The 12431-nt window shown below is 46.4% G+C and carries 13 protein-coding genes; 4 read left to right on the forward strand and 9 right to left on the reverse strand.

The features are described 5' to 3' along the window. The first annotated feature begins 1 nt into the window (after position 1). Complete coding sequence (locus AC0L6N_RS14575) at positions 2 to 658, forward strand: dUTP diphosphatase (protein ID WP_473475464.1); 657 nt, start codon at positions 2 to 4, stop codon at positions 656 to 658. Positions 659 to 745: 87 nt separating this feature from the next. Next, positions 746 to 1984 (forward strand): ATP-dependent RNA helicase SrmB, encoded by a 1239-nt coding sequence (gene srmB, locus AC0L6N_RS14580; protein WP_473475466.1) that lies wholly within the window; start codon positions 746 to 748, stop codon positions 1982 to 1984. Positions 1985 to 2180: 196 nt separating this feature from the next. Here srmB and AC0L6N_RS14585 read toward each other — a convergent pair whose 3' ends face one another. Both AC0L6N_RS14585 and AC0L6N_RS14590 read right to left on the reverse strand, forming a co-directional pair. Beyond that, entirely contained in the window at positions 2181 to 2582 is a 402-nt protein-coding gene (locus tag AC0L6N_RS14585; protein WP_473475468.1) for a hypothetical protein, read from the reverse strand. Between the two features lie 144 nt (positions 2583 to 2726). Further along, positions 2727 to 3833: an energy transducer TonB gene (locus AC0L6N_RS14590; protein ID WP_473475469.1), complete on the reverse strand. Its 1107-nt coding sequence runs from the start codon at positions 3831 to 3833 to the stop codon at positions 2727 to 2729. Between the two features lie 229 nt (positions 3834 to 4062). Between AC0L6N_RS14590 and AC0L6N_RS14595 the strand changes: the two genes are divergently transcribed. Next, entirely contained in the window at positions 4063 to 4689 is a 627-nt protein-coding gene (locus tag AC0L6N_RS14595; protein WP_473475471.1) for an XTP/dITP diphosphatase, read from the forward strand. 70 nt (positions 4690 to 4759) lie between these two features. Further along, positions 4760 to 5908: a radical SAM family heme chaperone HemW gene (hemW, locus tag AC0L6N_RS14600; RefSeq protein ID WP_473481345.1), complete on the forward strand. Its 1149-nt coding sequence runs from the start codon at positions 4760 to 4762 to the stop codon at positions 5906 to 5908. Positions 5909 to 5966: 58 nt separating this feature from the next. Here the strand turns inward: hemW and AC0L6N_RS14605 are convergent, their stop codons facing one another. The 7 genes from AC0L6N_RS14605 to prsR all read right to left on the reverse strand — a co-directional run bounded on the left by AC0L6N_RS14605 (position 5967) and on the right by prsR (position 12411). Next, positions 5967 to 6623, reverse strand: coding sequence for a DNA-methyltransferase (locus AC0L6N_RS14605; protein WP_473475473.1), 657 nt, complete (start codon positions 6621 to 6623; stop codon positions 5967 to 5969). Positions 6624 to 6690: 67 nt separating this feature from the next. Next, a complete protein-coding gene (locus AC0L6N_RS14610) occupies positions 6691 to 7470 on the reverse strand; it encodes a YggN family protein (protein WP_473475475.1) in 780 nt (259 codons plus the stop codon). A gap of 90 nt (positions 7471 to 7560) precedes the next feature. After that, entirely contained in the window at positions 7561 to 8058 is a 498-nt protein-coding gene (locus AC0L6N_RS14615) for an Lcl C-terminal domain-containing protein (protein ID WP_011576027.1), read from the reverse strand. 1 nt (position 8059) lies between these two features. Further along, positions 8060 to 9769 (reverse strand): Lcl C-terminal domain-containing protein, encoded by a 1710-nt coding sequence (locus tag AC0L6N_RS14620; RefSeq protein ID WP_473475477.1) that lies wholly within the window; start codon positions 9767 to 9769, stop codon positions 8060 to 8062. 85 nt (positions 9770 to 9854) lie between these two features. Then, the gene (locus AC0L6N_RS14625; RefSeq protein ID WP_473475479.1) at positions 9855 to 10568 is read right to left on the reverse strand and encodes an LrgB family protein; all 714 of its coding nucleotides are present in this window, start codon (positions 10566 to 10568) and stop codon (positions 9855 to 9857) included. A gap of 42 nt (positions 10569 to 10610) precedes the next feature. After that, positions 10611 to 10988 (reverse strand): CidA/LrgA family protein, encoded by a 378-nt coding sequence (locus AC0L6N_RS14630; RefSeq protein ID WP_473475481.1) that lies wholly within the window; start codon positions 10986 to 10988, stop codon positions 10611 to 10613. 64 nt (positions 10989 to 11052) lie between these two features. Beyond that, on the reverse strand, positions 11053 to 12411 hold the full coding sequence (gene prsR, locus AC0L6N_RS14635; RefSeq protein ID WP_011576031.1) for a PEP-CTERM-box response regulator transcription factor: 1359 nt from the start codon (positions 12409 to 12411) through the stop codon (positions 11053 to 11055). Positions 12412 to 12431 lie beyond the last annotated feature (20 nt).

Consider the following 12431-nt stretch of genomic DNA (forward strand, 5'->3'; position numbering starts at 1 on the left):
CATGTTATCCACCACTCAATTAAACACCATGCTGACACTGCAAGACGGCATGAACCGAAAAGTTAACCCACAATGGCTTAGCGCGAATTACGCCTATTTACGCGCCGCTATGATCGAGTCGGTTGAAGGTATTGAGCATCACGGCTGGAAATGGTGGAAAGCCCAACAAAAAGACTTGCCTCAGCTACAGATGGAGTTGGTCGATATTTGGCATTTCGCGCTATCGTCAATCATTATTCAGTTTGACGGTGACATTGCCCAATCATCTAGCACTATTGCTCAGCAACTTGCATCAAATACCAGCAGTGTGACGTTTGATGGTAAATCCTATGACTTTACCAATTTAGATATACTCGACAATTTGCAATTAATGGCTGGCCTGTGCGCCGCTAATCGTTTTGACGTACCTTTGTTCATCAAAATCGTTGAGCAGGCTGAAATGAACGCCGACGAGCTTTATCGTCAATATGTGGGCAAAAATGTTCTAAACTTCTTCCGTCAAGACAACGGTTACAAAGAAGGCAGCTACCATAAATTATGGAATGGCCGTGAAGATAACGAGCACTTGGTTGATGTGTTAAACGCCTTAGATATTGCCTTACCAGATTACAGCGACCAAGTGTATCAAGGTTTACAACAGCGCTATCCCACTGCTTAAACACGCAGTGAAAATAACATCTCGGAGGCTCAACAATTTTGTAGCCACCATAATATTAAGTACAACGTTAAGAAGCATATAAACGCCATGTTTGAGCAATTAGAATTAGATGATGAACTTTGCCGCGCAGTCGCCGATTTAGGTTACAGCGAACCCACCAGCATTCAACAGTTGGTCATTCCAGCGGCGATGGAAGGTAAAGACATACTCGCATCCGCCCCAACCGGCACAGGTAAAACGGCGGCGTTTCTATTGCCCGTATGCCAATTTTTATTAGATTACCCGCGCCGCCATCCTGGCTCGACCCGTATTTTGATTTTAACCCCAACCCGAGAATTAGCTCAGCAGGTTTATAACCAAGCACTTGAGTTAAGTCGCTACACAGACATAGTGTGCGGCGTGATCACAGGTGGCATCAACTACGGCACCGATCGCGATACTTTTGAGAAAAACCTCGATATATTGGTGGCCACTCCAGGGCGCTTGTTCGAGCACATCGAACAAGAAAGCTTTGATTGTCGTGACATCGAGTGCCTGATTTTAGATGAAGCTGACCGTATGCTCGACATGGGCTTCTCATCAATCGTTAATCAAATATCGGCTGAAGCCCGCTGGCGCAAGCAAAGCATGTTATTTTCTGCCACCCTAGAAGGCACTGGTATTAGTCGTTTCGCCAAAGACATACTCAACGACCCCGTTGAGTTAGAAGCTGCATCAAGTCGCAAAGAGCAAGGTAAAATTCATCAATGGCTACATATCGCCGATGATGCAAAGCATAAATATGCTCTGCTAAAACATATTCTGACCCATCAAGTGGAATCTGCCGTGGTGTTCGTGAAAACCCGCGACCGCCTGAATGAGTTAAAGCAAATTCTGGAGCGCGACGGCTTTACCGTGTGCTGGCTACAGGGCGAAATGCCCCAAGACAAACGTAACTTGTCCATGGCCAAATTCCGCTCTGGTGAAGTCAAAATATTGATTGCCACCGACGTTGCCGCCCGTGGTATTGATGTTGAAAACATCAGTCATGTTATCAACTATGATATGCCGCGTACCGCAGACGTTTATGTACACCGTATCGGTCGTACAGGTCGCGCTGGCAACAAGGGTACGGCCATTTCTTTGGTTGAAGCACACGACATTGGCATAGTGCCCAAAATCGAACGCTACACCGAGCAGCCGCTTAAACGCCGGGTAATCGACGAGTTACGCCCGAAAAATAAAGAAGCCAAGCCGCCTGCCAAAAGAAAGATCAGCAACAGAGCGAAAAAAGCCGCTGGAATACCATTGAAGAAGAAAGCTAAAAAGAAAAAGAATCGCGGTTAAAGCGTGTCGTTTTAGCCAGCCGGTTTGACGCCAATTTTCACATTTAATACGTCTAGCTAAGCTGAATGTAACGCACAAAAAACCTGCAAATTTGCAGGTTTTTTTGTGTTAGTTAAGTGTGGTGTTAGTTCGTACTGGTGGGCTCGGTCTCGGTGAGTACTTTAAATGTTGTAACTCAATACAAATCCCCTCACGCTTACCATGCTGGATGACCCTCAAGCAGTGTTCTTTTTAATTCGCCATTTCTAGCATCCTGCTCGGTCCAACTTTCTCCTAATTTACGGTTTATTAGATTAAGACAATACTCTTTTGGCGGGTCATTTGGTTGTGCAAAGATGGTGACACACATACTATCAGTCGTTACTCGCCACTCCCCTTTACTCGTTTGACCTTGCTCTGCAAGGTGTTCAAAAGAGCCATCAGGATCAAAATATATAATGCTTGCACCAAACCTATTGGTTATTTTTAGGGCGTTACCCGATATTAACGTTTGAATTTTCTCAACGCCCAAATCTGAAGCGCCTGCATTCATACAAAAAAACATAAGAATAATAGCAATCAGTGATATTGGTTTGCGAGCTTTCAAAGTGCTGTACATGTTAAGTCCTAGATTCTGGCGAGCACACAACATTAAAGTTCCATTGCCGCCATATATTTACAAACATAAGGGTGAAACCCAAAGCACCCTTCTATTCCAGCCTATTTGTTTATACTCGTTGCCACATATGCAGACAGACTGAAATCAACTCTGCTCACTCTTGGTGGGTATTTCTAGCAAGGTGAATTGGCTGTCGGTATCTCCTACCACCCTTACGCTGCAACGTCCCCAACTAGCGGGTATATTCCATGTGCTGTCTGTGGTCGCTGTGTATAACTCGCTTTTATTGTGACAACGCAGTTCCACTGTATTTAGGGTGCCGTTCACGTCATGTAAACTAAAGGCGCGCCTGCTCAGGGCATGCCACCAATCACCGTCTTGTTTGACTTTCCCTGGAATAGCTATGACTTGGTCGCTTTTGAGCACATTGAGTATTTGGGTCACATAAGGTTTGAGCATGGCGATGTTTTCGTCGTTATTTTCTTGCGTCTCAACGCGCTGAAACGTATCTAAGGCGTCAAGGTATTGCGACTGATTTATTTGCAGCACAAACTTACGGCTTAACAATAATCGATGCGCTTCGCTGCCCAAGTACTCGCCTTTGCTATCAGTATTCAATATATGTTGAACGTGCTTAAGCTCAGCCACCTCATCCGCTTCAGCCTTTGCCAAGTCAGCACGTAGCAACGAATAAAAGCTAAACTCTATGCTATTGAGCAAGCCTTTGTCTTTCATGTTGTCACTCAGCTCACGCGCTAAGGCAATATCATTGCTGCTTAGTGCAGCACGCACACTCTCATAATTGCGTTTAAACTTGCGCCTAACCCCTCTTTCCCCCCCGTCTAACTTAAAGTCCATTTGTACTTTGTTGTGGCATTGCTCAATTGGTTTGCCATCAACAAAAGCCGGGCTGTATTGCCAGTTTTTCATTGCTTTTATTGCTGCGCTTTCAAAGGCTTTCATACCACTTGAATCAACCACAACGATATCGTTGACGCTGCCGTCAGTACCCACCACAAAATTCAATTGCACCCAGCCCTCAGCGCCTTTTCGTGCCATGCTCACTGGATATTTAGGTGCTACACGTTCAATAGGTTCCGGGAGCTTAGCGGACTCCAAAAGCACAGTGCTTGGTTCGCTGATTGCGATGGGGTGGGCCTGTGCTTCCGTTTGAGGCTTATTGATAGCAGCCGCATTACCAGTGATTAAACTTGCACTACTAATGAGGAGTAATTTGGCGGTAAATGTCATAAAGCATCCTTGCGCTACTAAGCGGTTAAGTTTGGAAAAAGACAATATTGAAAGGAATAACGTTGCGAACAACTTCCGATATTCAATAGATAGCATTAAGACTAAATAATTTACCCAGCCACAGCAAGGCGTATTTGTTCTGGGTAGCCCCCATATCGACAAAAGAGGCGAAAGCGCAATATCAATTACATCTCTAAACAGGTAAAATTTGCCGATAATAGACCAATGCATGAGTTTCCCCTTGTCACGTAAAATCGTATTAGCCACAGGCAACAAAGGTAAAGTGGCTGAGCTTAGTCAGTTGCTCAGCCCACTACACATCAACATCATTCCACAAAGTGAGTTTGACGTACCTGAGGTGGCCGAAACAGGCACCACTTTTGTCGAAAACGCCATCATCAAAGCGCGTCACGCAGCCAAAATCACAGGCTTACCCGCTATCGCTGACGATTCTGGTTTAGCGGTAGATGCCTTAGGCGGAGCACCTGGTGTATATTCAGCGCGCTATGCCGGTAGCCATGCCACAGATAGTGATAATATTGATAAGTTGCTTCACTCACTAAGTGACGTTGAGCCGGCAAAACGCCAAGGGCGCTTCTTATGTGTGTTGGTGTATATGCGCAGCAGTGAAGACCCCACCCCCATCATTTGCCAAGGCGAATGGCATGGCGAAATAACCCTCGAGCGTAGTGGTGAAAGTGGCTTTGGTTACGATCCTGTGTTCTGGGTAGAACAAAAAAAGTGTACTTCTGCACAACTAACAAAAGAGCAAAAGAACGCCCTAAGTCATCGCGGCCAAGCGTTACAACAGCTATTAGTAAAACTGGGCGCAGATTTTGAAAAAGCAGGTGAATAGCGTAATGGCACACACGTGCGATATGAATGACGCCGATGAAACGAACACAACGCTCCCCCCAGTCAAAACTCTGCAGCTCCCCCCTGTTGCCTTGTATATTCATATTCCTTGGTGCGTGCAAAAGTGCCCCTATTGTGACTTTAACTCCCATGGTCAAAAGCAGGACTCGTTGCCAGAAGCTGAGTATGTCAGTCATTTACTAGATGATTTAGCCCAAGACGCCAACCTGATTGGCGATCGTCCCGTGCACAGTATTTTCATCGGTGGCGGCACCCCAAGTCTGTTTTCGCCCGATGCCATAGGGCGTTTATTAACAGGGGTGCGTGAGCGCGTCAATTTAGCAGTCGATGCCGAAATAACCCTTGAAGCTAACCCTGGCACAGTGGAAAGCGAGCGTTTTAATGGCTTTGCCCAAGCTGGGGTAAACCGTATATCAATTGGCGTGCAAAGCTTTCAACAAGAAAAGTTAGAAAGACTCGGGCGTATCCACGATGAGCAACAAGCGTTAAATGCTGCCGGTTACGCGCGCAGTGCTGGCCTGAATAGCTTTAACCTTGATTTGATGCATGGCTTGCCTGAGCAGTCCATTGACGATGCCTTGTTTGATTTGCGCCAAGGCATTGCCCAGCAGCCGCCGCATCTTTCTTGGTATCAACTGACGATTGAACCCAATACTCAGTTTCATTCTAAGCCGCCAACGTTGCCAGAAGATGACATATTGTGGGACATTCAAGAGCAAGGCCATGACATATTGACAGCAGCAGGTTATGAGCAGTACGAAATATCGGGCTACAGCTTGGCCGGCCAACAATGTCAGCACAATCTTAATTATTGGCGCTTTGGTGATTATTTAGGGATTGGCTGTGGTGCCCACGGTAAAATCACACTGAAAGACTCGGGCCAGATTTTACGCACGGTTAAAGTGAAACACCCTAAGGGCTATATGGATCTCACGCGCTCATACATGCACCAACAACATACTGTGCAAGATGAGGAGTTACCGTTCGAGTTTTTCATGAATCGATTACGCTTACTTGAGCCTTGCCCAAAACAAGACTTTAGCGCTTTCACTGGTTTAGTCTTTGATGAGCAAACAGACCTAAAAGAAAACCTGGCCAGTGCAGTGAACAAGGGCTTACTTGCCGAATCAGACACCCATTGGCAAGTCACACCACTTGGCAGGCGCTACCTTAACTCATTGTTAGAAATGTTGGTGTAATATCCGCAAAATGGCGACACTTTGTCCTTTTGCCCGTGTTGCCATCAGCTCTATTGCCCTAGCATCCTAAACGTTTAACCGCGTGCTCATGTGCCGAAGGTGATAAGTCGGCACCTTGCCACTCTCGATTACAATTTTGAGCAGCCACTAGGGTCGCTCCTGAGCCAAAGAAAGGGTCGATAACCAAATCACCTTCACTCGAGCTTTGTACAATCAGCTTTTCAATCAAGGGCACGGGCTTTTCTGTAGGATAGCCTCGCCATACGCGCTTTTCTTGCAGCACATCAGGCATGCCTAAATCCTGTAGCTTGCGTTTGCCTTTTTCAAAAAAAAGAATGAACTCGTAACGGGCGCGGTAGTGATACCCCATACCAATGGCGCACTTGTCCCACACTAAGGGTTTCCAGAACTTGAACCCTGCTGCTTCTGCTAGCGGCTTGATCACAAACATCGTTTCTTGGTCGCAGAACAAATAAAAATGGCTGTTGTGCTTTAGAACGCGATAAATCTCTGCCACCAGCTCAATGAAGCGCGTATTCGGAAAAATGGCAAACCACTCGTTGCTTGAAGATTTACTGTGTTTTAAACGAGTAGTTGTGCCTTTTGCTCTATGCTTTTCTAACGATTCATAAGGCGGGTCGGTAATGACCAAATCAACGCTGTTGGCTGGTAAGCTCTGCAACCATTCAACGGCATCTTGCTGGAATAAACGCATGGGGGATTTCTTAGGACTGAAAAAACGGCGGCTATCTTAATCGTAAAACATTGGCTAAACCAGCAACTTAATGGCTGTGGCCTTGCTCACTGGTGACTACATTATATTTCGTGAGTTGGGGTATATCACGGCGTAAGCGGTCTTCGACCCGATCTAAGCGTTTAAACTCATTACAAAACCAGTGGGCTTTTTGTTGCAGGGTTTGGCTTTTCGGGCTGATGACGGCGTCAACGGTATTCCCGATGTTGTCAATTTTCTCAGCCAGTTTTGCGATTTTTTCTTCTGTGCTGGTGCTTTCTGACACTAAGCCGCCTATGGCCGATAGAATGCCACCTAATGAGGTATTCATGGCCTCTTCAATTTGCGCTTCTAATTCACGGTCAACTAAGTCGTCGACGTTCTCTAATGTGCCAGGGCCCATATAGAAATTACTGCCCGCATGAATGAATTTTTCTTTGACTCTGGCCTGCACTCTGGCTAACGACGAACGCAATTTCTCGTAACTTTCGTGCTCTTCACCGACTAAGCCAATATACACGTGTTCCACAGTTTCTATCGCCAGTTCAACACCTTCACTGGCCAGTAAAATCATTTTAGGTACGACGTGATGCACACCGTCGGCCAGCTCTTTTAATTCAGCTTCTTGCTGCACAGACAAGGATATCCATTGCCCCTGAACAATAAGCTGATCGTCGTTATTAATTTGGTAAACAGTACGGCTATTATCGATAATACGTATCTGATCGTTCGTCACGACCAAACCGTAGTTTAGCTCTACATCACACTTATAATCGGCTTTCACATTCGCGGCGTAAAAACCCAGAAAAAATAACCACAAAAAACGCATATCGGATCGCTAGCTTAAAAAGACCAACACATTCTGACCAGTTAACGGGTAATTTAAAAGCTCGATACGATAATCGAATTAAAATATACGTTAATCGACTGTTCTGACCAGCCGCGTGTATACGAATAAACTTTTTTCTTTCAACGCATTACTGCTGTTGAAAAACGCTACCACCCAGGCACGATCCGCATCGACGACAGAAGGGGTAGAAGTCCAGTAATCATCAGACAAGGTATCAGGAAATACACTTTCATCTATGGCTGGTCGCACGCAAGCGCGCTCTGTTAACGTCGCCAATTCTTTTAAATTCGGTACTCTCCAACCGCTGTATCCTGCATATGTGAAACCGTGGGCTTCACTTAACGCTTGTTGCCAATTCAATTCGTCGGCTTCACCCACACAACTACCAGCGCTATAGGTTTGCCCGATGCTACAGCGCATCCACATCAAACCACTGCTGATATGCGTTGCAGTGCCATCGGTGTTGACCGTAAATTGTTCTTCGTTGGCCGTTTCAGTTACGTCCCCTAGGCACGTTTGGGCAAGGCTATTAAAACTAAGTAACGCCAAAAACAATATCTTTTTCATATTATCGTCCTGCTCTGACTAAACGAACGTTAGCCGCTGTGGATTTATTTAGAAAGTTGTCATTCCCGCTAGAGAAATCGATCGCCCATGCATTTTGCGCTTCCTCGTTGGTACCATCGACGCTGGTTTGTGATGTCCAGTACCATATATTGCTGGTTTGCCCGTTATCTGCGTAGGGAAAATAATCGGTATCTAGCATAGGGCTGGTAGATTTGCCAAAATGCATAATTGAAAGAAGTTCGTTATGACTGGGTAGCTTCCAATCGTAAAATCCACACAGGCCCTGGGCATTGACGGCTTCAACAAAATCCTGCGTATTGCAGTCGCCCAGCGAACAGCTAGGAGTGGCTGGATTCAACGGACCACTATATCCACCATTGTTCTCTTCTGAATACCAGCTGTAGGTATGGCGTCGGCCATGTAAGTCACCATTGGTGGTTTTAATTTCCCACACTAAACCGGTCACATTATCGCGTACACAGCGCCATGGCTGGCTGGTATCGTCCACTTCATCGCCTATGTCATCTAGGCGGGTAAAGTCAAAGCCACCTTCACCCCGCCCGGCCTTGGTAAGCATATTGTTAGTCGCAATAACGTCTCGCCCCCGTTGCCCGTCTTGCGCAGGGTAATCGCCTTGATGCGAGCTGTTCACTGCGTTCACACTGCCTTGGCGCATCACCCCCGTATCGTTTATTAAACTACGAGGAAACGGTTTTACTGTTACCGAAATGCTGTCGTCCACCTCATTACCGTTGGCATCATTAACCTCTAAGGTGAAGGTCAACACCTGGCTCGTGGTGACCATAGGCGCCACAGCGTACGTTTGTAACACATTGGCGTTATTAATTTGTGGCTCTAAGGTAGAGTCAGTTAACCACAAGTAGGTTAATGGCTTTGCAGAGGGAATAGCAGTATCGGCCGTTCCTGAAAGTAAAATGCTCTCTCCAGAAAACACTTGATGATCGACACCAGCATCAACAGTGGGCACATTATTACTTGCACTTAATATGGTGATAGTCAGCTCTTCGGTGTCCGTTGCGCCTTCTTGATCAGTGACGGACAACTCGAAGGTTAACGTGTTGTCTTCATCGACAATCGGTGTGGTAAAGGTAATGTTACTTGCATCTCTACTGACCCCAGAAAGCACATCAACTCCGGCAAGTTGTTGCCATTGATATGCGGCAATAGGGTTATCTGCATCCGTTGTATCGGCGTCTGTGCTGGTGTCGCCATTTAAGGTAACGTCTGTGCCAGCTGGAAAGATATTATTAGAAAAACCGTCAATCGGTTGATAGGAAATGATCGCGCTTGGCGCAGTGTTTAACGGCAAAACGGTCACTTCTAGACTGTCAGAGCCAACGTTGCCATTGCCATCAGTTGCCTGAAGGGTTAGCTGATAAGTCAATGTATCGCTGGTGGTTGGCGCCACAAACGATGCCACACCCGTGGTGGTATCGTCATGGGTAATCGTTAATGCCGGCGAGGCAGACCAAGCGTAGGTCAAGGCATCGGTGGTGCCTAGCGCATCACCTTGCAAGTTGACTGTCGTCCCCTCATTAACCGTAGAGCTTGGTCCCGCATTCACAATGACATCAGGCGTGTTATCAGAGTCTGAGTCTGAAGAGCCCCCACCGCCGCATGCTGTTAGCACCACACTCGTGAAGAACACGAATAACCAAATGTGAATAGAATCGCCCGCTACTTTACGCATAAATATAATAACCCGTGTGTACCGCCCCATTATAATTATCATGGGGCGTTGCTAACTTAGCGGAAAGTTTGCAGTATTCGTACCATTAGCTGATAAGGAAAAAAATAATCGGCAGAATAATGGCCGTTAGTACCCCATTTATGCACAAGCCTATGGTGGCAAATGCACCTATTTTCTGACTCATCTGAAATCCTTGAGCAGTACCTATTGCGTGGGCGACAGTACCTAAAGCAAGTCCTTGCGCTTGGGGGGACGTGACGCGAAATATGCGATACGTTATGGAGCCAAATACAGCCCCCACTATGCCGGTAAAAATAACAATCACGACAGCAAGCCCAGGAATACCGCCAATATGTTGACTGGTCTCAATCGCCAATGGACTTGTAATCGACTTGGTCAACAAGCTTAACTTTACGTCGCTGTCCAAAGGCACAAAATACAAACCGGCCAGAGCCAAAATAGGCGCAATGGCACCACCAATCAAAATCGGCAGCATAATGCCTAGGCCATTTCCGCGAAGACTTCTTATTTGGCTGTAGAGAGGAACGGCCAACGCCACTGTCGCTGGGCCTAATAACCACGTCAGCAGGCTCGTATCTCCTTGGTATGATTCAACAGTGACGCCAGCATAGAAGAGCACAACCGCGAGCATGGCAATACAAAAGATCATTGGATGAAATGCCGGGCGTCGGCCTAGTAGGCGAAAAACGGTCAATGAAAGCAAATACACGCCCACGGTAATGGTCGTCCACATCAACGCAGAGACGAGAGGGTATTGCTCGCTGTAAGTGTTTAGCATGATGTCACTATCAATTGCATTTGTTTAGCCTTGGCTGAGATGTCAATCTTCATCAGGCGTAGACGGGTGTTGGTTGGTCGGTTGCCATAAGCGTTGGCAAATCCATGCGGTTATTCCAAGACTGAGCACGGTGCTGACAACAATACTCAATATTAGCCACAATAGATTATCCGCTAACTTTTCAGCGTAAAGCAGCACCCCCATGGTCGCTGGCACAAAGAGCACCAGCATATGCCCAAGCACAAACTGCGACACTTTGAGCAAAGCAGAAGGAACGCGCTTAAGCCACATCAAACCCATTAGCAATACTAACAAACCTAATAAAGATGCAGGCAAGGGTATAAATGTGCTTAGGCCTAACCCTACAAACCATAAGCCAACCAACGACAACAAAGCTAATGTGTATTTGAGCCACCGCATTTATATATGCTCAAACACAAGGCTTAGCCGAACGTCGGGTAACCCTTCACACACGTTGTTCACATTAGGAACCAGTTTTAATGTCCTCTAGATGGTACTTATCAATCAGCGAATAAAGCGTAGGGCGTGTCACCCCAAGTAATTCAGCAGTGCGCGACATATTGCGCTCGGCCACTTGAAACGCATAACGAATAGCTTTGCTCTCAGCTTCCTCGCGCACTTCACGCAGGTTAAGTGTGCGCATGGTGTTGAGTTCTTCATTTACCTGCAAACCTAAATCATCAGGTTGAATATAAGCGGACTCAGCCATGATCACCGCAGATTTAAGCTTGTTCTGTAATTCACGAATATTACCCGGCCAGCGATGCTGCAACATGGCTTGTGCTGCGCTGTCACTGAAGCCCTTCACTTTTGTTTTGAAGTCTTCGTTGTATTGATTTAAAAAGGTTTTACCCAGCAAAATCACATCGTTACCACGCTCACGCAGTGGCGGTATCACGATGTTGATTTCCCCTATCCGGTAATACAAATCTTCGCGAAAGGTCTCTTGTGCGACCATGCTATTTAAATCACGATGGGTCGCACAAATAACACGAATATCGACTGGGATCTCAGTACGCCCGCCGACTCGCTCGATAACACGCTCTTGTAAAAAACGCAGCATCTTAGCTTGTAAGCCTACAGGCATATCACCGATTTCATCTAGAAAAAGTGTACCGCCTTGAGCACTTTCAATTTTGCCCGGTGTGGTTTTATTTGCGCCTGTAAACGCGCCTTTCTCATAACCAAACAGTTCACTTTCGAGCAAATTTTCTGGGATCGAGGCACAGTTAATAGCAACGAAAGCTTTGTTTTTGCGTAAGCTGTGTTCGTGAATGCTGCGCGCAAACACTTCTTTACCCGTGCCACTCTCCCCTAATAACAGCGTACTGATATCAGTTTGGGCAATGCGTTCAGCTTTTTTACTGACCGCTAAAATCTGTTCACTGTTGCCTATAATACGATCCATTGAGGGCGCCACCGCAGACAAGTGACGATTTTCTTGCTCTAAATCGTAGAGCTGTGCTGCTCTGCTGACCAATACTTGAATCGTATCTGAGTCAATGGGTTTCTGATAAAAATCATACGCACCAAGCTCAATCGCTTTTAGGGCATTCACTTTGTCGTTGTTGCCAGTTACCACAATCACTTTGGTGTTAGGGGATAACGCAAGTATTTCTTGAAGCGCAGCTAGGCCCTCAGTGGCATTGGCAGGATCTGGCGGCAACCCTAAATCAAGGGTAATCACTTTAGGCTCATGCCGGCGTAACTGAGTGATCGCAGAGGTGCGATCATCTGCAAACACCACATCATAGCCCGAGAAGCTCCACTTCAACTGCTTTTGAATACCTAAGTCGTCATCAACGACTAAAATCTTTTCCATGCCTTTATCCTTGCAAGCTA

This window comes from Paraglaciecola sp. G1-13, assembly GCF_055809255.1.

Excerpts from the sequence above, each read along its gene's own strand:
- AC0L6N_RS14615 (WP_011576027.1), bottom strand. The coding sequence starts at position 8,058 with ATGAAAAAGATATTGTTTTTGGCGTTACTTAGTTTTAATAGCCTTGCC.
- AC0L6N_RS14595 (WP_473475471.1), top strand. The coding sequence starts at position 4,063 with ATGAGTTTCCCCTTGTCACGTAAAATCGTATTAGCCACAGGCAACAAA.
- AC0L6N_RS14590 (WP_473475469.1), bottom strand. The coding sequence starts at position 3,833 with ATGACATTTACCGCCAAATTACTCCTCATTAGTAGTGCAAGTTTAATC.
- AC0L6N_RS14620 (WP_473475477.1), bottom strand. The coding sequence starts at position 9,769 with ATGCGTAAAGTAGCGGGCGATTCTATTCACATTTGGTTATTCGTGTTC.
- AC0L6N_RS14585 (WP_473475468.1), bottom strand. The coding sequence starts at position 2,582 with ATGTACAGCACTTTGAAAGCTCGCAAACCAATATCACTGATTGCTATT.
- AC0L6N_RS14605 (WP_473475473.1), bottom strand. The coding sequence starts at position 6,623 with ATGCGTTTATTCCAGCAAGATGCCGTTGAATGGTTGCAGAGCTTACCA.
- AC0L6N_RS14625 (WP_473475479.1), bottom strand. The coding sequence starts at position 10,568 with ATGCTAAACACTTACAGCGAGCAATACCCTCTCGTCTCTGCGTTGATG.
- prsR (WP_011576031.1), bottom strand. The coding sequence starts at position 12,411 with ATGGAAAAGATTTTAGTCGTTGATGACGACTTAGGTATTCAAAAGCAG.
- AC0L6N_RS14575 (WP_473475464.1), top strand. The coding sequence starts at position 2 with ATGTTATCCACCACTCAATTAAACACCATGCTGACACTGCAAGACGGC.
- AC0L6N_RS14630 (WP_473475481.1), bottom strand. The coding sequence starts at position 10,988 with ATGCGGTGGCTCAAATACACATTAGCTTTGTTGTCGTTGGTTGGCTTA.
- AC0L6N_RS14610 (WP_473475475.1), bottom strand. The coding sequence starts at position 7,470 with ATGCGTTTTTTGTGGTTATTTTTTCTGGGTTTTTACGCCGCGAATGTG.
- srmB (WP_473475466.1), top strand. The coding sequence starts at position 746 with ATGTTTGAGCAATTAGAATTAGATGATGAACTTTGCCGCGCAGTCGCC.